22 protein-coding genes are annotated in these 19,760 nt (G+C 38.0%); 14 read left to right on the forward strand and 8 right to left on the reverse strand.

The genetic code is table 11. From position 1 onward, the window contains the following. The first annotated feature begins 3 nt into the window (after positions 1 to 3). Positions 4 to 342, forward strand: a complete 339-nt coding sequence (locus tag ACFJIZ_RS02630) for a hypothetical protein (protein WP_379090405.1) — start codon at positions 4 to 6, stop codon at positions 340 to 342. Here ACFJIZ_RS02630 and ACFJIZ_RS02635 read toward each other — a convergent pair. Next, the gene (locus tag ACFJIZ_RS02635; RefSeq protein WP_379090407.1) at positions 339 to 1,724 is read right to left on the reverse strand and encodes an MBL fold metallo-hydrolase; all 1,386 of its coding nucleotides are present in this window, start codon (positions 1,722 to 1,724) and stop codon (positions 339 to 341) included. The genes ACFJIZ_RS02630 and ACFJIZ_RS02635 overlap by 4 nt on opposite strands. Before the next feature lie 138 nt (positions 1,725 to 1,862). After that, on the reverse strand, positions 1,863 to 2,048 hold the full coding sequence (locus tag ACFJIZ_RS02640; protein WP_055133765.1) for a hypothetical protein: 186 nt from the start codon (positions 2,046 to 2,048) through the stop codon (positions 1,863 to 1,865). A gap of 380 nt (positions 2,049 to 2,428) precedes the next feature. On the opposite strand from ACFJIZ_RS02640, the gene ACFJIZ_RS02645 reads away from it, so the two are divergent. The 9 genes from ACFJIZ_RS02645 to ACFJIZ_RS02685 all read left to right on the forward strand — a co-directional run bounded on the left by ACFJIZ_RS02645 (position 2,429) and on the right by ACFJIZ_RS02685 (position 8,327). Continuing rightward, the gene (locus ACFJIZ_RS02645) at positions 2,429 to 2,893 is read left to right on the forward strand and encodes a YMGG-like glycine zipper-containing protein (protein WP_379090409.1); all 465 of its coding nucleotides are present in this window, start codon (positions 2,429 to 2,431) and stop codon (positions 2,891 to 2,893) included. Positions 2,894 to 3,055: 162 nt separating this feature from the next. Next, positions 3,056 to 4,144 (forward strand): MBL fold metallo-hydrolase, encoded by a 1,089-nt coding sequence (locus ACFJIZ_RS02650; protein ID WP_379090411.1) that lies wholly within the window; start codon positions 3,056 to 3,058, stop codon positions 4,142 to 4,144. Positions 4,145 to 4,210: 66 nt separating this feature from the next. Next, the gene (locus ACFJIZ_RS02655; RefSeq protein WP_379090413.1) at positions 4,211 to 4,516 is read left to right on the forward strand and encodes a hypothetical protein; all 306 of its coding nucleotides are present in this window, start codon (positions 4,211 to 4,213) and stop codon (positions 4,514 to 4,516) included. Between the two features lie 63 nt (positions 4,517 to 4,579). Continuing rightward, a complete protein-coding gene (locus ACFJIZ_RS02660; RefSeq protein ID WP_379090415.1) occupies positions 4,580 to 4,834 on the forward strand; it encodes a hypothetical protein in 255 nt (84 codons plus the stop codon). Next, entirely contained in the window at positions 4,795 to 5,421 is a 627-nt protein-coding gene (locus ACFJIZ_RS02665) for a hypothetical protein (protein ID WP_379090417.1), read from the forward strand. The genes ACFJIZ_RS02660 and ACFJIZ_RS02665 overlap by 40 nt, the downstream gene beginning before the upstream one ends. A gap of 1 nt (position 5,422) precedes the next feature. Beyond that, the gene (miaA, locus tag ACFJIZ_RS02670) at positions 5,423 to 6,349 is read left to right on the forward strand and encodes a tRNA (adenosine(37)-N6)-dimethylallyltransferase MiaA (RefSeq protein ID WP_379090419.1); all 927 of its coding nucleotides are present in this window, start codon (positions 5,423 to 5,425) and stop codon (positions 6,347 to 6,349) included. Between the two features lie 68 nt (positions 6,350 to 6,417). Then, positions 6,418 to 7,029, forward strand: a complete 612-nt coding sequence (locus tag ACFJIZ_RS02675; RefSeq protein WP_379090421.1) for a DNA adenine methylase — start codon at positions 6,418 to 6,420, stop codon at positions 7,027 to 7,029. Continuing rightward, positions 6,999 to 7,544: a DNA adenine methylase gene (locus ACFJIZ_RS02680; protein ID WP_379090423.1), complete on the forward strand. Its 546-nt coding sequence runs from the start codon at positions 6,999 to 7,001 to the stop codon at positions 7,542 to 7,544. The genes ACFJIZ_RS02675 and ACFJIZ_RS02680 overlap by 31 nt, the downstream gene beginning before the upstream one ends. Positions 7,545 to 7,811: 267 nt before the next feature. Then, entirely contained in the window at positions 7,812 to 8,327 is a 516-nt protein-coding gene (locus tag ACFJIZ_RS02685; RefSeq protein WP_379090425.1) for an outer membrane beta-barrel protein, read from the forward strand. Between the two features lie 233 nt (positions 8,328 to 8,560). Here the strand turns inward: ACFJIZ_RS02685 and ACFJIZ_RS02690 are convergent, their stop codons facing one another. The 6 genes from ACFJIZ_RS02690 to ACFJIZ_RS02715 all read right to left on the reverse strand — a co-directional run bounded on the left by ACFJIZ_RS02690 (position 8,561) and on the right by ACFJIZ_RS02715 (position 15,193). After that, positions 8,561 to 8,953: a response regulator gene (locus ACFJIZ_RS02690; RefSeq protein WP_379090427.1), complete on the reverse strand. Its 393-nt coding sequence runs from the start codon at positions 8,951 to 8,953 to the stop codon at positions 8,561 to 8,563. Further along, positions 8,943 to 10,025 (reverse strand): hybrid sensor histidine kinase/response regulator, encoded by a 1,083-nt coding sequence (locus ACFJIZ_RS02695; RefSeq protein WP_379090429.1) that lies wholly within the window; start codon positions 10,023 to 10,025, stop codon positions 8,943 to 8,945. Before ACFJIZ_RS02695 ends, ACFJIZ_RS02690 begins: the two co-directional genes overlap by 11 nt. Positions 10,026 to 10,036: 11 nt before the next feature. Next, a complete protein-coding gene (locus tag ACFJIZ_RS02700) occupies positions 10,037 to 12,160 on the reverse strand; it encodes a 7TM diverse intracellular signaling domain-containing protein (RefSeq protein ID WP_379090431.1) in 2,124 nt (707 codons plus the stop codon). 144 nt (positions 12,161 to 12,304) lie between these two features. Continuing rightward, positions 12,305 to 12,880, reverse strand: coding sequence for a hypothetical protein (locus ACFJIZ_RS02705; protein ID WP_379090433.1), 576 nt, complete (start codon positions 12,878 to 12,880; stop codon positions 12,305 to 12,307). Continuing rightward, positions 12,867 to 14,003, reverse strand: a complete 1,137-nt coding sequence (locus ACFJIZ_RS02710) for a hypothetical protein (protein ID WP_379090435.1) — start codon at positions 14,001 to 14,003, stop codon at positions 12,867 to 12,869. Before ACFJIZ_RS02710 ends, ACFJIZ_RS02705 begins: the two co-directional genes overlap by 14 nt. After that, positions 14,000 to 15,193, reverse strand: a complete 1,194-nt coding sequence (locus ACFJIZ_RS02715) for an Rv1355c family protein (protein WP_379090437.1) — start codon at positions 15,191 to 15,193, stop codon at positions 14,000 to 14,002. The genes ACFJIZ_RS02710 and ACFJIZ_RS02715 overlap by 4 nt, the downstream gene beginning before the upstream one ends. A gap of 118 nt (positions 15,194 to 15,311) precedes the next feature. Here ACFJIZ_RS02715 and ACFJIZ_RS02720 point away from each other — a divergent pair, with 118 nt between their 5' ends. The 4 genes from ACFJIZ_RS02720 to ACFJIZ_RS02735 all read left to right on the forward strand — a co-directional run bounded on the left by ACFJIZ_RS02720 (position 15,312) and on the right by ACFJIZ_RS02735 (position 19,697). Next, the gene (locus tag ACFJIZ_RS02720; RefSeq protein ID WP_055133752.1) at positions 15,312 to 15,767 is read left to right on the forward strand and encodes a response regulator; all 456 of its coding nucleotides are present in this window, start codon (positions 15,312 to 15,314) and stop codon (positions 15,765 to 15,767) included. 262 nt (positions 15,768 to 16,029) lie between these two features. Further along, positions 16,030 to 17,145: an IgGFc-binding protein gene (locus tag ACFJIZ_RS02725; protein WP_379090439.1), complete on the forward strand. Its 1,116-nt coding sequence runs from the start codon at positions 16,030 to 16,032 to the stop codon at positions 17,143 to 17,145. Then, a complete protein-coding gene (locus tag ACFJIZ_RS02730; RefSeq protein ID WP_379090441.1) occupies positions 17,132 to 18,688 on the forward strand; it encodes a gliding motility-associated C-terminal domain-containing protein in 1,557 nt (518 codons plus the stop codon). Before ACFJIZ_RS02725 ends, ACFJIZ_RS02730 begins: the two co-directional genes overlap by 14 nt. A 1-nt stretch (position 18,689) precedes the next feature. Continuing rightward, positions 18,690 to 19,697 carry a type IX secretion system membrane protein PorP/SprF gene (locus ACFJIZ_RS02735; RefSeq protein WP_379090443.1) on the forward strand — a complete coding sequence of 336 codons (1,008 nt, stop codon included), beginning with the start codon at positions 18,690 to 18,692 and terminating at the stop codon, positions 19,695 to 19,697. Positions 19,698 to 19,760 lie beyond the last annotated feature (63 nt).

The following is a 19,760-nucleotide window of genomic DNA, read 5'->3' on the forward strand; positions in this document are numbered from 1 at the left end:
GCAATGAGTGAGACCAACGTTATCCCAGAATTTAAAGACTTTAAAACATTTTATAAAAAAGCGGTAGAACCTTTAAAAAAAGCGAATATAGCCTACATCAGGCTTGATGGTAAACTAAAAGGGGACACCAGGAACACTTTTGCTTATTTTTGGTATAACAATAAAAAATGGAGAGTTAAGGCAGATACTTATATCGATCGCTTAAAATTGGCTTTTGATGAATTTGATAAAAGTGATGAACCATTTGTGATTAGACCAATGCGCGACTATAAAGGAGAAACATTGTCGATAAAAGGCCAGCCGATAAGAAACGCAAAGTTTAACGTCTTTTTGGTAATCTAAAGCTCAATTACCTCACCTTTTTCTGGGATTTGGACTTGATAACCCTCTGCTGTAAGTGCAGTTGCCAGGATGTTCATATTTTTAAGCTCACCATGCACTAAAAATACCTTTTTGAGCTTTTGAGGGTCTTGTTGTTGAATGGTATGCACCAAATCGTTATGGTCCCCGTGTCCACTTAATAGGTCAGTTTTTTTGATGGCGGCATAAACCATCAGGTCGCGGTTACGCAAACGCACAATAGGATCACCACGTAATAAACGATCGCCCAAGGTCCCTTTGGCGCAATACCCGATAAATAAGATGGTACAATAATAGTTTTGGATATTGTAGTATAAATGGTCTTGGATTCTGCCTCCTTCTAACATTCCTGCAGAAGAGATGATGATACAAGGTTCCAAATAATTGCTGATGGAAAGGCTTTCCTTCCGGTCGTGCACATAAACCAAGTTCTCAAATTCAAACTGGTCACCTTTGGTCTGGTAAAATTCCTTGGCCTCATCACTCACCAATTCGTGGTGTTTGCGATAGATATCGGTTGCAAAATTGGCCAATGGACTATCTACAAAGATTTGTACCGGAGGCAATAGTCCTTTACTAAAGATCTGATTTAAAGTAAATACCAAAGATTGGGTTCTGCCAATACTGAATGCCGGTATAATTAACCTTCCTGGTGTTTTGATACAGGTTTCTTCGATGGTTTGGATCAGTTTTTCTTGTAAAGTGGTATCTGTACTGTGAAATCGGCCACCATAAGTAGATTCAGAAACGAGATAGTCGACCTGTGGCAATGGTTGAGGGTCTGTGAGCACAGGGTAGTTTTTTCGGCCGATATCACCTGTAAAGGCAATTTTTTTGGTGATACCATTTTCTATAACGCTCAATACTGCAGCTGCCGCACCTAGTAAATGTCCAACAGGTATAAATGTCAACGCTATAGCTCCGTTAATTTGAAAAGGTTTGTTAAAACCAATCGTAACGAAGCGGTCAACGGTTTCCATTACGTGTTTTTGAAGGTATAGGGGTTGCGGACCAGAACGTCCTTTTCTATATTTTGATTTTTTTTGCTGTTTGCCTAAAAATACATTCACAGAATCCAACAGTAGAATTTCTGCTAGGTCTGCGGTAGCAGAAGTACACAAAATCTGGCCTTCAAAGCCCATTCGCAATAAGGTAGGTAAGTTTCCAGAATGGTCGATATGTGCATGTGTTAAGATAACCAGGTCTATCGTTGCGGGGTCGAATGGAAAATGCTGGTTTTCTTCTTGATAGGTTCCTTTTTCGTAATCTAGGCCACAATCAATAAGTATCGAGTAGTTGTCTAGTTGTAACAGATGCATGCTGCCCGTAACTTGCTGGGCAGCTCCCCAAATGGTTAATTTCATGTATAAATACTTTCCTTAGCTTTGGGCAAGATATCATTTTTTAGCCCTAAATCATAGTTGTTAGGCTAAGAAATGATCAAGATTTTTGAGGGAGAGAATTGTAACTCCCGCGGTTTTGGGCGGGAGTTGTAGACTTGATTATTTCTTTTCTGGAGGTGTAGAAACAATTTCTCCGAATTCATTTACGTAGGCCATCATACTTTCCAGGTCTCCACCTGTAGAGTTTTGTTGACGTTCTTGCTTACGTTCTAATTTCTCTTCTTTTTTCTTTTGTCTATTTTTCTCTAACTGTTTTTTCATGAAAGTAGCCTGAGACTTTGCCATATTAAATTGTATTAATTAAAAAACCGACTGTTCTCTGGTTTTACCTGTTGTTGATCTGTTTTTAACTAGAAATAGTTAAGGATGAAAGGTGATCAAGACATCTGTTTTATCTTGCAGGACAACGGTACGGCCTGCTAAAGATTGGAATGCTGAAACAATTTTAAATTGTTTCGTAGGTATTTAAGAGAATAGCATATTGATATTCCGTTGTGCAAATATACGCATTTTTTGATGAAAATTAAAGGATTTTTATCGTTGTTGTGTAATAATCCTACAGGCGTAGTTTAATGCTTGTTACAAAAAGTATTCTCCACAATTCTCAATCTTGGCATCATTTTTTCTCTATGTTGTTTACATATTAATTAAATTCTATAACAGACATGAAAAAGATATTCGCAATCGTTGCATTGGCTACAGTTTTAGCTTCATGTGGCAATAGAGCCAAAGAAGAGGCTCTGGCAAAACAACAGGCAATAACTGCTGTTAAAGACAGTTTAAAATTAGACAGTTTTAGAAGAGCAGAAGTTGCAGAGAAACAAAGATTGGTTGAAGAAAAACACCAAGCAGAGCTAGCTGCTGCTAAACGTGCAAATACAGTATATACTTCTAGTGGGTCTAGCACAACCTATTCTGGTGGAACTGCAACTGCCAACAAGAAAAAAGGATGGAGTGATGCCGCTAAAGGTACCGCAATTGGTGCTGGTGTTGGCGCATTGGGTGGTATATTGATTGATAAAAAAGATGGTAGAGGTGCAATTATAGGTGGCTTGGCTGGTGCAGGTGCTGGTTATGCCATTGGTAGAGCACAAGATAGAAAAAGTGGTAGGGTACAAAAGAAAAATTAATTATACCTAATTATAAAGGATAGAGCCCAGACATTTGATAATATGTCTGGGCTTTTTTGTACCTACAATTGTCAAATTATGCAGTTGGGATAGCTTTTACAGGTAGTTTAATTGTTGGCTAATAAAATTGTATCTATCATTGTAGCTTAAATTATTTTGAAGATGAGCTATTCTTGGGCAATCATTCTTGTTGTCATAGTGTTAACTGTAATATACATCCTAAATCTTCCGGTTTTTGGAAAACATCCAGTTCAGAAAAGATTACAACGTATTAAAAATCTCCCCAATTATAAAGATGGTGAGGTGAAAAACGAATCGCATACACCGCCAAAAGCTGATGATGCTTCCTATTGGCAAATGATTCGGAAAATGATAGAAGGAAATGAAAATGGTTCGCCCAAAAAAGCACTTCCCCATGTTGAACCTGATTTGAACCACTCAGAAAATTTAAAGATCACCTGGTTTGGGCATTCTTCTTACCTGATTCAGGTTGATGGTAAAAGCATTCTGGTTGATCCTGTATTTAGTGAGCGGACTTCGCCTTTTCAATTTATGGGAACCAAAAGATTTGCTGGCACTGACTTTATACAACCAGCAGATTTTCCCGCTTTGGACATTATTCTGATCACACACGACCATTATGACCACTTGGATTATGCCTCGATTTTAGCCTTGAAAGACAAGACCACTCATTTCATTACTTCTTTGGGCGTAGGTGCCCATTTAGAATATTGGGGAGTAAAGCCAAGTCAGCTTACCGAATTGGCTTGGGGAGAAGAAACGTCGCCTTTGCCAGATACCAGTTTCACGGCGATGCCGGCCAGACATTTTTCGGGTAGGTTATTTAAAAGGAACCAAACCTTATGGTCTTCGTTTGTACTCAAAACAAAAAATAACAATATCTACCTTGGTGGAGATTCTGGTTACGACAACCATTTTAAAAGTATAGGTACAACCTATGGTCCGTTTGATCTGGCCATCTTAGAATGTGGGCAATACAACAAAATGTGGCCATTTATCCATATGTTTCCAGAAGAGGTTGCCCAAGCTTGTATAGACCTGAATGCAAAAGTGTTGATGCCCGTACATTGGGGCAAGTATAAATTGGCTTTACACGATTGGGACGAACCCATCAAACGTGTAGTTAAAAAATCTGAAGAACTTCATTTGCCCATAATAACACCTCGATTAGGGCAATCTTTCACTTTAGGAGAAAACAACCCAACGGATAAATGGTGGTTGAATTTATAATTTCTTTTAAGTGAACAATTGGTATTAAATTAGTGTTGTTAAAAAAACACCATAAAACAACCAGTCATGAAAACAGACTTTGTAGAAATTTTTCAGACCATTAGGGCAAGTCTTCAGCCTTATACAGCCAATGGATTTACGGCCAAAGTTAATAGTGAGACAAACTATGAGTTGTGGAGTGAAAAAAACGTGGACATAGAAGGGAGGGAGAAAGATGCCGTATTTTTTGCTAGCGTAAGGATACTTAAAGGACACGTTGGCTTTTATTTTATGCCCGCGTATGTGGAAGAAGAAGATCAAAGCGATTTTTCATCCAGATCTGCTGAAATTGTTAAAGGGCAAATCGTGTTTTCACATCAAAAAATTGGATGATGTATTGATGGCCAAGATCGATGATGCACTTGTAGCTGGTTTTACACTTTATAAACAAAAAGGGTGGGTTTAAATCCTTTGTGGCAAGAAGATGTTTTTTTAACTGTGCAGGATTTTGACCATCAGGCGCAAATCCTTCCTGCTGCACCTTATGCTATTATTGCCTGCAATACACATTTTTTTATCCATCTTATTGCTGTTGTCCATCATTTTGTGCCTGCCGAACTTATTGCCCTTCAAGAAGAATACCAAGAACGAGGACAGCATTTGGTACACCTTTGGGAGGATGTTTGGCTTTCGAAAAGAATCAGGTATTAAGTCGTTTCAGGTCTTTTCTAGGCCTAAACAAAAGCTTTCATGGCAGAAAGGCCAAGATCGAAACACTCGATCAAAAACAGACCCTAAATTTTTTTGATACCTACCACTTACAAGGTTATGTAAGGGCAAAATATAGTTATGGCTTGGTAACAGATGGAGCGCTAATTGCAGTAGCCAGCTTTAGCGATGCCAGACCAATGAAAAGCAAGGGCGCTGATTATCAATCCGCAGAATTGGTGCGTTTTGCCTCAAAAGATGGATTGACCATCGTTGGTGGTCTGAGCAAGTTGATCAAGCATTTTAGTAAACAGCTCAAAATAAACGACCTGATGACTTATGCCGATCGAGATTGGTCTTTGGGCAAAGGTTATGATAAATTAGGATTTACATTTAGTGCTGCAACATCCCCTGGAATTCTATACGTAAATGCGACAACATTGGTACGTTATTTTCCACATCGCTTGCCAAAAACCATATTGTCGGCTTTTGAAGCGCAAAATGTTTTAAATTTGGACGATTTTTTAGCAGCGAATGGTTATTTCAAACTGTTCAATACTGGAAACTTAAAATATCACCTATATTTTTAAAATGTCTAACCCCTTAATTGTAGTACTTGGACCAACAGCCGCCGGAAAAACCAAACTGGCTGTAGCCTTGGCTATGCACTTTAATGGAGAAGTGATCAGTGCAGATAGCAGACAGGTTTTTAAAGGGATGGATGTAGGGACGGGAAAAGACCTGGAGGAATACGAATTGAATGGTAAAAGTATTCCCTATCATTTGATCGATATCAAAGCAGCTGGAGAAAAATACCAGGTCAATGCTTTTAAGGAGGATTTTTATAAAGCTTATGATACAATCCGTAGCCACGATAAGCTACCCATCCTTTGTGGAGGTACAGGAATGTATATACACAGTGTTTTGCAGAACCATGAGCTGACTGCAATCCCTGTAAACGAAAATTTAAGACTGGAGCTGCAAAACCTGAGCAAAGAACAGTTGCAGACATATTTAACTACTTATCCGGTTGAATTGAGACAACAGGCCGATTATTCTTCGTCAAAGCGATTGATCAGGGCCATAGAAATTGCAGCTTTTTTAAAGTATAATAACTTAGAGAAGATTGCAAGGCCTGAGATTGAACCCTTGGTTATCGGTCTTTCAAGTGAGGTAGAAACCAGAAGAAGAAAAATACTGGAAAGATTGGATCTTAGATTGAAAAATGGTTTGATAGCAGAAGTTGAAAATTTAATTGCAACTGGAATTAGTACAGAGATGCTGACTTTTTATGGCCTGGAATATAAATTTATTGTATCCTATTTGGCCAACGAGTTTGATTTTGCTACACTTCAAGAACGTTTGGGTATCGCCATTTGCCAGTTTGCCAAGCGACAGATGACCTTTTTTAGGAAAATGGAAAAGGATGGTGTAACGATTAATTGGCTCAATGCTGATGACCCCAATTTAAAAGAAGAAGCAATTCGGTTGGTGGCACGTAAATTTGATTTAAAATAATCGCATATTCGTTGCGCAAATAGAAGAGCTTTATTGCGAGTTCTTGAATGCCTTAAAACATAGAGTTAATGAATAAAAAGTTGCGGCCAATTGTAAAATGGACAGGGGGGAAGTATGATGAATTTGCCTCATTTGCCAATCACATTCCAAAGTTTGATAGGTATATTGAGCCATTTTTTGGTGGTGGGGGTGTATTTTTCGCATTGCAACCTAAAGGGAAATCATTTATTAACGACAAAAGTACTGACCTGATCAATTTCTATAGACAGATCAGACAGCCTGAATTTAAAATCGAACTTTATAAGTATGTAGAGGCTTGGGACGAACTGCAGACAATCAATGAGCAGTTATGGTCGAGATGTGCTGCTGCCTTTAAAAAATATATACAAGGCGTTAGTGAGGCTGCCGACTTCAATGAATTGCTATTGAAACAATTGACCTTGGTGTTGAAATCTAGTTTGGTATTTAACCAAGAAGATTTTGTCATTAATATTGCCTTGTTCAAGAAGATGTTCCTGGCAAGTATCGCAGATAAGGCTAGAAGAATCAGAAATATCTGTAAAAAGGAATCTAGGAAATTTAACACTGCAGAATTAGAATCTCATTTCGAAACAGGATCAGGAGTGGAGTTTATCTATTTTTTAGGAAGTTGCTCAATCAACAATACAAACAAACAGTAGTACTTCAACCTGCCAAAGCGGCGGCAAACTGGTATTTTGTAAGGGAGTTTTGTTATGGCTCTATGTTCAGGTTCAACAACAAAGGCGAGTTCAATATCCCTTATGGAGGTATTGCTTACAATAAACGTAAATTTAGGCACAAGGCAGGGAAAATTTTCAGGGATGGCATAACCGACCTGTTTGAGCATGCAGAGATGTTCAATCTTGATTTTGAAGCGTTTTTGGAACAGCTTGACCTCAAACCAAAAGATTTCATCTTCTTAGATCCACCATACGATAGCGAATTTTCAGAATATGACCAAAGTGCATTTACCCAAAATGACCAACAAAGATTGGCTTCATTTTTAATTAAAACCAAAGCACAATGGATGGTGGTTATTAAGGAAACAGAATTTATTCGTAAAATATATACACATCCAAAAGTGAAAATGTTAACTTTTGATAAGAGTTATACCTATAATGTTAGGGGTAGAAATAACAGGGCAGTTAAACATTTGATTATAACGAACAAATAAAGAAAATTTAGTCAGTCATACAATATAAATATCTGCCTTTTATACTGTATAGTACGTTTTGTGCCAAATCCTGCACATCTTTTTCCTCGCTTTGATAGAATTGTAACGCCAGTGTAAATTGGATAATTTGAACGCTCTATAGCAGCTTAAACGTGAGCCGATTATCAAATAATGACATTTGGTAACAGGCTTGTGGCATGCAATTTGTTTAGTTAGAGATGTTGGACAATATTGCTCAACGTATGAACTTAACAAAGTAAAATTAAAATGAAAAAATCTACTAAATTTTTAGCTTTTGCAGTAGCTGCAGTAGCTTTATTTTTCTCTACTAATGCAAACGCTCAATCTCCAAAATTAGGAATTGGTGTAAATGTTGGTGTCCCTACTAGTGATGCTTATAGTTTTGCAATCGGAGCAGGTCTTCGTTATCAATTTGATATAGACAAACAATTGTCAGTGCCAATTACAGCTGGTTATACCCGTTTAATGGGAAAAGAAATAGGAAATACGGGAGTTGATTTTGCTGATTTTGGTTATATCCCTGCTAAAGTTGGTCTTAAATATTTCTTTAACGATACTGGTTCTGGTGTATATGGTTTAGCTGAAGCAGGTGCAGGTTTTTCAACTGAATCTGGAGGCGGAACTTCATTTGTGTATTCACCAGCAATTGGTTATGCATGGAGCAACGGATTGGATTTAGGTGCTAAATTCGAAGGGTTATCAAAAAACAGTGTTAACACAGGTTATTTTGGCCTACGTTTAGCTTACGGTTTTAAATTGTAAGTATAACTTTTAAAAAAAAGCCGTTCTGAAATTCATCAGAACGGCTTTTTTATTGGTCAATTTTTTGCTTTTAATTAATGCGATATCTTTTAATTTGACTGAATAGGAAAAATAAACTTTAGATTAAAATCAGATTTTTTTTAGGCACATTAAATCCTTGTACTTTTTTCAAAGCACAGCTCGGCTTACATTTATAAAGTGTGTAAAATTAAGGGAATATTTGTCTCTTTATTTTAAAGAAGTGCCAACAGTTCCTTTGGCGAGAATGGTTTTTTTAATAACTTGATCACATAAGGATTGGCTTCAGCTCTTTGGATATCGCCAAAATCTAAAGTAGAAGAGAGCATTGCAACAGGGCAGTTATCGGTAAATGATTTTGAAAATGCTTTGTAATAGTTCAGGAATTCGAAACCATCCATTTCTGGCATCTGTATATCCAGTAAGATAAAAGTAGGTAACTTGTCTTGGTCCTGAAGATGTTTGTTCAGGTAATTCAAGGCTTCTCCACCAGATTGGCAGATGATTATTTCTTCAAATAATTTAGTCAAACTGATCAGTTTTGCATTGATTTTAAGATCGATTTCATTATCATCAATCAGCATTACTCTTTTAGTCTTACTTTGCATTTGGAATTGTAATTGTAAAGGTTGTTCCATTGTCAACATCTGAGCTTACAGCAATACGTCCGTTGATCTTGTTCAGGGCTTCTTTAACTATAAATAGACCAAGGCCACTACCATGATGAACTTTGCTTTTAAAGAACTGCGTAAATATTTTTTCAAGATGTTCATTTAAGATGCCCATTCCATTGTCGCTTATGCTAATTTCAGCCAGTTCGGCTCCAACTTCAATATCGATATTTACCTTTTTGTTTAATTCATTTACTTTCTGGTATTTAATCGCATTAGAGATCAGGTTACCCAAAATTACCTCTATCCTAAAAAGATCACCTTTAAAGGGCATATTTTGAACTACGTTGACCGTAAACTGTGTATCCTTATCCGCATAGGCATGTACTTCTATCAGTTCTGCAATCAAGTTCTTAAAATCTATCTCGCTTGCCTCGGCAACTGTTTTATTGTTCTTATAATATTGAAGTGTTTTTTGGATATAATAGTCTAGTTTATTTGAACATGTTTCGATAAGGCTCCAATATTCGCCACTAGAGTTGTACATGTTTTCCAGTTTCACCAAGTTTACAATACCAATCACCGAAACCAATGGCGCCCTTAGCTCGTGAGAAATGCTATAGATGAAACGATTGAGTTCATCGTTCGTCTTTTCTAATTCGGCAATTTTATTTCTGAGATCTATTTTAGCTTTATAAGCATCGTAAGCATTCTTGATAGAGTTATGTAGCTCTAGGTCATTCCAAGGCTTGGTAATGTAACGATAGATATCTCCATGGTTGATCGCATCAGCAAGTGCCTCGATGTCGGTATAGCCTGTTAAAAGGATGCGTATAGGGTCTGGAAAGGTCTCCGTAATGCTTTTAAAAAATTCAACACCGGTAGTGTTGGGCATTTTTTGATCGGCAATGATCACCTGGATATCAACACTTTGGAGGGTCTTTAGCCCGTCTGCTGCAGAGATGGCGGTATAGATTTCATACTGCCTTCTAAAACTGGCTTTAAAAGCTGATAAGTTGTTTTCCTCATCATCAATATATAATACTCTGACACTAGGGGATCTCATCATCTTGGCGTTATTTAAGGATTTACGTTCAAGGTAATAATAAATTCTGTTCCTTCATTGATCTTTGAAATAACATCTATATGACCTTTGTGACTTTCAATAATACTAAATACAATTGATAATCCTAAACCTGTTCCTTCTCCTATATCTTTAGTAGTGAAAAAAGGTTCGAAAATCCTGTGTTTAACCTCCTCTGTCATACCGATACCGCTATCTTTGATGCTGATTTTTACCTGCTGATCTGCATACCAGCTCTTGATGGTCAAAAACTCTTCATCTCTTTGGTTTTCTTTGGTTTTTATGGCTTGTATGGCATTGGAAACCAGATTCATAAAGACCTGGTTGATCTTGCCCGGTTGACATTCTACCTTAGGTAGGTTGCCAAATTCTCTTACTACTGTTAAATTATCTGGAATGTTATTCCTTACCAATACCAATGTAGATTGTAAACCTTCATTTAAGTCAATTGGCTTCATATCCGTCTCATCAACCCTACTAAAGTTCCTTAAGCTCCTGATGATCTCGGCAGTACGTTTTGCACCTTCGCTGATACCGGATAGGAGTGAGGTAATCTCATTATTTACAAAATCGAGGTCTATCTGTTGTTTGAAGGATTCGATTTCGTCTATCTGTTCTTTTACGTCCTTTGAGAAATCTATTTCTTCATATCGGGTAATGATTTCTTTCAGGTCTTTGATATCCAATTCTAATGGTTTGATATTGGAAGTAACAAAATTGATAGGATTGTTGATCTCGTGTGCAATACCTGCGGTTAGCTGACCAAGAGCTGCCATTTTTTCGGCATCAACCAGTTGAGATTGGGTGTCTTTTAGATTGGTTAAGGCCACATTGAGTGTAGAATTTGCGCTCTGTAACTCTTCGGTTCTTTCTTGTACGCGTTTCTCTAAGACGATGTTTTGTTCTTTGATCAGTTTTTGGTTTTCTAAGGATGCGTTTAAGGCCTGTGCCTGTGCAACTTCGTTTTCTTTTTTAAAGAAGTTGATCTTATCCGCCAATGCGAAAGAGAGCAACATCACTTCGATAGAAGAGGTGATCTGTAAGAGATAGATCGTAAAGTTGTTGTAAGGGATAATGCTATAATCTTTCATGATGAAAAGAATTACCCCAAAAAGTAATACCGACCAAGCTACCAAGTAATAACCAGCAGGCTTAAAATGCTTTTTGAAATACACATAATAAGCAGCAGCCAAGGCGAAAATGGCACCAGTTAAGGTCAATACCTGCATAATGATAAACGCAATACTGATACTGAACGCAAATAAGATCACCAAGTTAAGAAAAGTCAATAGGTATAATCCAGTGATCAGGTTGTTCCATACCTTAGAGAAGACTTTTGTATTTAAGAAAGATAGCGTGAAAAAACTCGCGAAGATCAGCCCGATACAAGAGAACAGCACCACTGCATAATTGTTGATGTGCGAAGAGTCGTCCCAGAAATACTTCGAAGAATAACCCTGGATCGTAACTTGGGTAAGCCAGATGGAAAAGATGTAAAAAATATAATAGAGGTAGCTCTTGTCCCTAATGATGATGTATAAAAAGAGATTATAGATGAACATAATGGCCATAATGCCAGTATAAAAGCCAAATACAATACCTCTTAAAGAAAATGTTTCCAACAGGCTGCCTTCTTCTACTATGTTTACCGGTGCCAAAAAAGTTTCTTTCGATTTTAGACGTAGATATATAATGTTTCCCTTATTTAAACTATCTGGAATCTTGAAGATCTTACCTTGTGTAAATTTGGCCTGGGCATAAGAGAAAGGGTTGTATTCTTGCGATTGTTGTAGCTGATTATTGGTATAAACATACATTTCGGCTAGAGAAAGCCTGGCCTGATCTATAAATAATACCCTATTTACATAATGATGGTTCTCTTTTAAATTGAGCTTGATCCAGTAAGTAGCCTTATCCAAACCAAAGTTGAAGATCTTGGCATCTGTTGGTTCGAATTTTTTCCCTTGTACCTGTTTAATATCGTCTTTATTAGAAACATCTCTATAAACAGAAACGCCAAAGCCTTGCGATACGAGATCGTTAGGGTAAAGTGAGCAATAACCAGTATAATGAGTGAACAGAAGAATAAACAGAAATAGGGAAGTAAATATCTTCTTCATACCTAACGTAAGGTTAAATCAAAATGTAAGTTAATCATTTCGCCCGTTTTAGAAGGAATTTGTCGCGTAGAAATTGGATTATTTCTTAACGTCATGATATCAGCCTTTACATCATCATAAGTTAGTTGTAGGTTTTCGATATCATCAATCAGGATAGAGGTTGCGGTGAGGTCTTCTTTTGGATAATAGAATTTGCCATTGATTCCAATCTCTTTGATTGACCCTAAAACCACCTCTAATAGAATTGCGATAAGTTGCTGGGGCACATAAACCAAATAAGGTATTTAGTTTGATCAGGCCTGCATAAGCTACACAGGCAATGCTCAACTGCATGCTTCCGATGCCCAGACCAGCAATTTCCCACGAATTCCATAAACCACAAAATTCTCCAGTTCCGGCAGCCCTGCGTTCTTCAACCATGCTGTAGTACCTACTGTCCATTTCGCCAACGGCATCTTCAATTGGTAATGGTGTTTTACCATCAGCCACATGGATCCTACTTCCTGCAAGTGCCTTTCCATTTTCTTCAGCACTAACCAGGATCACGTAAACATTTGGATTTAAAACCCAATCTATTTTTGCAGACGTGATCTGCGTAATGCCAAAAATTTCTAATACATGGGTGTGTCCTTCAATAAATTTCATGCAGGCTGCCCTGTCGTCAACAGCTCTAAATGACCTGAAGTATAAGTTCTCTATGTGTGGTTTAAGGTCTTCCAATTGAAAATATTTTAGCGGTTGATTTCCTGATTGTTCGTTCTGGGGATGGATTGGCCTTAAATAACCTAAACATAAACATGGCCTGTTCGCCCTTGTCTAGTTCAAAAGTCTCTTTAAAGCTGTTCTCTAATTGGTGTAAAATAGCTTTGTCTTTTTCGGGGATATTTAGCTTGTTTTCAATGGAGTTTTTGTAGAAAAATATCAAGGGTACATTAACTGGGTGTATTTGTAGATTTAGTGCAGTAGCCCCTAACCACAATCTTTCTGCCGCTCTACCGGCTTCGATAAACGAAGCTGTTGCTGAAGTAGGCATGGTAATTAATCCAATAACTGGAGATGACATAAACTGTTGCATGGCCAATCTTTTGAAGGCACTGCCACCTTCGATCTGCTGCAAAAAGTCGATGGTGCGTTTATCCTTTACCAGATTGAGACCTATACGGTCGTTGTTGCTTAGGTCTAAAGTATGGATGCCAATCCCGTCTTCGGTTTCGGTTACCTGTGTAAGGTCCCAACGCATTTCCCTATTGATAAAATCATCATGCGCTTCTTCAATAAACATCCTTAATAGATCGGTATGCGCAGAAGTAGCGGCCAAGCCTTTGATCTTTTCTGGGTCTTGCAACCATCTTAATTTAGCCCCATCAATAGGCTCAATCAGTTGATGAAGATGGTTTAAATCAGTTGGATCTAATTCCTGCTTTGGAGTAACCTGTCTATTGGTATGTCTATTATTGATTTGATCCGCTAATTGCTTTTCATTTTCATCAACTTGATGATTTTCGGTAAAACTAAACCAGGCAATATGCATTGGTGCCAATTGTGGCGTCAATTGCCAGTTGACGTTTAAATGGTGAGCTGCGGCTGTTACCAATAGGTTTTCGATTGCTGCACCCAAAGAGATGTAAGATGAAATGTTTTGAGGGTCTAAATAAGCTTGTGCGGCACTTTGTTCTAAAAACAGATGCAATAAGCCATTTTCAAAATGCCAACGCCAGGGTTGGTTATTTCCTCCAGAAGGTGCTTTACCAGCTGCCAGGATCAGTTCATTCAAAACTTCTTCACTAGGCTGATAACTTGTTTTGTTATGGGTTAAGTTATGTGCTGCAATAAATGCGGTCAAATCTTTGGTCTGTAGCAGCGCAACTTGTGTCGCAGTTGTTTCGGGTGTTTTTTGTAGAGATGATGGATCAATTCGTCCATATCGATAAAGAACCGACCAGAAATTTTTAAATTATTTAGCAATATTTTTCTGGCCAGGTCAGCCGTAATTCCACCACCATAAGTAACGGCACTTGCCAATTGTGGCCAGGTAGAAATGGTGCTCATGATCTCGATGGCTGAGGCTTTCATACGGGGAGACAAAGTATCTACACCAGTTACAGCTGTAATGTACGGAATCCGTTCATCCATTGTTGTCAATGATTTGTACTTGCTCATGTCTAAATGTTCAACCATTCCATGCAAAACTGGTCTTTGAGGTTCTAGGTCAAACCTTTCGATATCAATCGTACCTCTGTCACTACCTTCCATTAGTACAGGTATGCCAAGGGCCTTTGCCTTGTTACGGGCATTGATCTTGATATCAAAGCTATCGCACTCATCGATCAACAAATCTAATTTACCATTTTCTTCTAAAAATTTATCTAAGTTTTCATCGGTAATACCATCTTCAAAACAGACCACATGTAGGAAAGGATCAATTTCTGCAATCTCTCTGGCAACGATTACTGTTTTTTTGATTTTAAGGTTGAACACTCCCGTTCTGATCCGGTTGATATTGCTAAGGTCGAGTTCGTCAAAATCGGCAATACGCAGCTCTCCAAATCCACGTTCCATGGCCAAGGTCAGCGAAACCGATTGGCCAACTGAAAGACCCATTACCCCAATTTTTTTGGTCGAGAGGAGGGCCTGTTCTTTAGCGGTGATCTTATGTTTGTTGCGATTGGTCCTCACAATGGCAAACTCATCTTCAGCCAACATGTGAACCAATTTTTCGGCCCAAGGATAATATACCCAAACACCATATTCATCTCTTGTTTTATCGCCAAAATGATTCTCTATGGCCTTGCTTAATTCTGTTGGAGGTAAAAAGACAATTGTGGGCTGCAAGCACTTGATCAATTCTTCAACTTGCGAATAGATATGGTCGTAAACCTGTAAATTATTTTTGTTTTGGATTAATTCTTCAAAAGCTGATTTTTGCGTGGGATCTACTAAATTAAAGATGAGCGGCTTATAAGTGTTTTTTTGCTCAGATGTTTGATCAATGAGCATGGATAATTGTTGTGCGTAACCAGTTTTAGAAGGCATTTCTTATAGGAAATAATGAGTTATAATGTAATAAAAACACGATTATCTGTTAAAACAACTAAATTAGTCTTTTAAGAGTTATAATAAAAAAGTATTTTTATCTTTTTATTAAGATCCGATGAACGCAAATATTTTATACGTAGATGATGAACCACATAATTTGAGTGCATTCGCAGCAACTTATCGTAGGTTATACAAGATTTTTACTGCCGAGTCTGCAGACGAAGGCAGGAAGATATTAGATAAAGAAGACATACACATTATCATCACCGATCAGCGGATGCCTAAGACTACCGGAGTAGAATTTCTAGCCTCGATTTTAGAAGCGCACCCTGATCCAATCCGTATGATCTTAACGGGTTATACAGATATCGATGCTGTAATTGACGCCATTAATAAAGGGCAGGTTTATCGATATATCCAGAAGCCTTGGATGGAAGAAGACCTGAGGATCAACATCGAAAAAGCAATTGAGATCTATACCCTTAGAAAAGAAAATAAAGAACTGACAGAAAAATTATTGGTTGCCAATAAACAACTCGAATTTATTGCACGCCAAAACCTGCTTTCTTAACAAGAAATATCACCATCTGCTATAATCAATAGCACTAATTTATAGTCCACATTTGGTTGTAAAAAATGTGGACTATAAATTCTCTACAAATACACCATCATCATAAAAATAGGACAAGTCAGACCATAAATACTTGTGTATTAAATTTTAGCATTTAACAATCCATAACCCAAAAAAAGATTAGCTTAGTACAATAAATTATTATTATTGCATTAGACTGTTTATTTTTAATGCAATTGAGTTAACGCTATCCCTGATTTTAATGAAGAATTTTTATTTCTTTATTGTATTGTTGTTGTGTGTGGTTTTTGTTCCAAAAGCTGTGGCACAAAACATTTCAAACGAAGGGACTGAATTTTGGACGGTTTTTCCAACACACGATCCAAATGGAGGTAGTTTAGCTACCATGAATGTCAATATCACTTCTAAGGGTAATTCGCGGGTTACTGTAAGTTGTGGTAGCTATTCGGAAACTAAAGCTATACCTGCCAATACAGTAGTTACTTTTTTGGTTCCAAGGGCGCAATCCTATATCGATTATACAGATGGCAACAAGATATTGACCAATAGAGGTATCCACATTGTAGTTGCCCCTGGCAATGCTAAAGTAGTAGCCTATAGCCATGTATTTGCCTCGGCCCGTTCGGCGGCAACATTGATTTTGCCCTATGATGCACTCGGACAGAAGTATTTCTCGATGAATTACTTTCAGGATGAGGCGATGCAGAGTGCCAGAAATTTTTTGACCCTGGTGGCTGTTGAGGACAAGACGGATGTTATTATCCGCGATGCCAAAGGAGGAGTGATAGAAACGGTAAAACTGTTAAGAGCTGGTGATGTATATGAATATTTGCCAACTAGCTACAATGTAGATTTAACAGGTGTTTACGTAGAAGCAGACCCTACCACTTCAAGTTGCAAGCGTTTTGCCGCATTTTCTGGTAGTACTTCTGTAGGCATTGTCTGCACCAATGGTAGAGATCCTTTGCTACAACAGTTATATTCAGTTAATAGTTGGGGTAAAGTTTATGGTGTGGTGCCATTTATCAATCGGCAATATATCATTAGGGTTTTAGCGCAAGAAGATAATACAGCAGTACGCTTAAATGGAGCTCAGGTTAGGGTTTTAAATAAGGGAGAGTATTATGAAGCCAGTTTGTTTGCGCCTACAATTGTATCAGCAGATAAGCTGATCAGTGTTGCAGAATACTCTTTATCTCAAAACTGTTCCTCCCTTACTGGACAAACCATGCTTGGAGATCCAGAAATGGTACTCTTAAATCCTATAGAGTTCAACATCAAAAACATTACCGTATTCTCTTCTAATAATTTTAGGTATCTTAGAAAAGTACATCAATGTTTTTATGAAGACTGCTAAGACTTCTACATTTAGGATAAATGGAAGTATGCCAGCAAATGGAGTTTGGCAACCCATGCCTTCTGATCCAACTTATTCTTATATCCAGATCCAAGTGTATGATGAATCAATCAATCTAACTGCCGATGATGGTTTCAATGCGATTGCTTATGGTTTTGGACAAACCGAATCTTATGCTTATTCGGCAGGTACAAATCTTGCTGCTTCACAATTCTTAGAATTGGTCAATAATGTTTCCAATACAGTTAATACCTCAGCATGTATCAGTCAGGAAACAAACTTTAAGCTGACCCTGCCATATCTGATCACCAAAATTACATGGAAATATAATGATGGAACGCCAGACTTTATAGATAATTCGCCAACTTATACTACAAGTGTGGTGAACGGACAAACATTATATACCTATACCTCGCCAGCTCGAAAGATTTTTACAGCGATAGGTACAACAAGCGTATCGGCGGTAGCCATTTTAGCGAATACCACCTCGTCTTGTATAACAGGACAATTGGACCTGAATTTTCCGGTTGAGGTGAATGCTCTGGCCGCACCTAATTTTGATATACCTACAGATATTTGTGCTGGTGCAGAGATTAAGTTTTTTGACCGTAGCATTGCAGGAGGGAATACAATTACGCAATGGAAATGGGATTTTGATGGGACTATCAAAACAGAAAAGGATCCGGTTTTTATTTTCGCAACCGCAAAAACATATAAGGTAAAGTTAAGTGTGGCAAATGCCTCAGGTTGTTGGTCTGATGTTTTGTCAAAAGACATCGTGGTTAGAAAATACCTACCTGTTATTGCATTTAATGCTTTAGATCCTATTTGTATCAATGCACCTAAAAAACAATTTGGCGCTTCAGAAACATTGGGCCTTACTGCTGCCAACAAAGTGTTTAGTGGAGATGGTGTAAGTGCCACTGGGCTTTTTGATCCTGCGGCTGCAGGTGCTGGGGTACACAAAATTACCTACACTTTCACCTCTACCGATGGTTGTATCAATACAGCCACGCAAGATATTGAAGTTTATGCTTTGCCTAAGATCAGTATAGATCCAGAAATCTATATTCTTTCTGGAGGACAGAAAACTATTCCCACAGTTGTAGCCAACCCTAATGCAAAGTTTAGGTACAAGTGGACACCAGCCACAGGTTTGGATAAGGATAACGTGCAAAACCCTATTGCCTCACCAGATAAAGACACAGAATATACCTTATCCGTTACCGTTGATGGCATGTGTGAAGTAACGACCAAAGTGCTGGTTAAAGTACTTGGCGAAATTAATCCGCCCAACTCATTTAGCCCTAATGGAGATGGGATAAACGACATATGGAACATCAGGTCAATAGATTCTTATCCAGATGCACTCGTGCAGGTATTCAATAGAAATGGACAGAAAGTTTTTTCAAGTGTTGGATATACTGTACCTTTCGATGGAACCTACCATAACGAACGCCTACCGGTTGGGGTATATTATTATGTGATTACGCCAAAAAATGGAAGAAAAGCAATTACTGGCCCTTTAACGATCATCAGATAAATTGAAAAAGAAACTAACTATATTGCTTTTATTTATAGCTATGCATGGTTATGCACAACAAAGGCCACAGTATACCCAATATATACTCAACAATTACCTGTTAAATCCGGCATTGAGTGGGATTGAAAATTATACAGATTTTAAAGCTGGCTATAGAAAGCAATGGGCAGGTATAAACGATGCACCCCAAACTACTTTTGCAGCAGTACATTGGAGTTTAGGAGATAAATATCTATGGAAGAATCCGCTCTCTTTGCCAGAGAAAAGTGATGACCCTCGTAGTGATGATTATACACAGAACTACACCGCCTCTCCAGCCCACCATGGTGTTGGTGCCATTGTGTTTTATGATAAAGCAGGTCCACTAGCTACCTTAAATGCCAATTTAACCTATGCCTATCATTTACAGTTATCAGGTACACTTAATTTGTCTGTTGGTGTCGCAGCTGGTGTAAAAAGGGTAAATCTTAATGTGCAAGATTTAGTCTTGGAAAACGGGAACGATCCTGCATTGAAAAATACGATCATTGCGCAAACAAAGCCAGATCTGGCCTTGGGTGTTTGGTTATATGGAGCACAGTTTTTTGCTGGGGCTTCTGTACAGCAGATCTTACCACAGCGATTGGCTTTTACCACAGACGATGTATATAATCAAGGTAAAGAAGTGCCACATGCATTTGTAACTGCGGGTTATAAATTGTTTATCGATGATGAGATTTCCTTCATTCCATCGGTCATGGTCAAGTATGTAAAGCCAGCTCCCTTATCTTTTGATGCCAATGTAAAAGTATCTTTTAAAGATCGTTTTTGGGTAGGAGGTAGTTACAGACATAAGGATTCGTATGCAGCTATGGCTGGATTTAATTTTAGTAAGCTAGTCAATCTGACTTATTCTTATGATCTTACCACTTCCGAGCTCAAAAATTTCAGTAATGGAAGCCACGAAATCGTATTAGGATTGCAATTGAACAATATCTATCAAACCATGCGTTCAATGAGGATGTGGTAGATGGCATTAGATTGGTTCATTCGTTCAATGGTTCATTGGTTTGAACTCGAATAAACTATCAAC

This window comes from Pedobacter sp. UC225_65 (genome assembly GCF_042698365.1).
GTDB lineage: Bacteria > Bacteroidota > Bacteroidia > Sphingobacteriales > Sphingobacteriaceae > Pedobacter.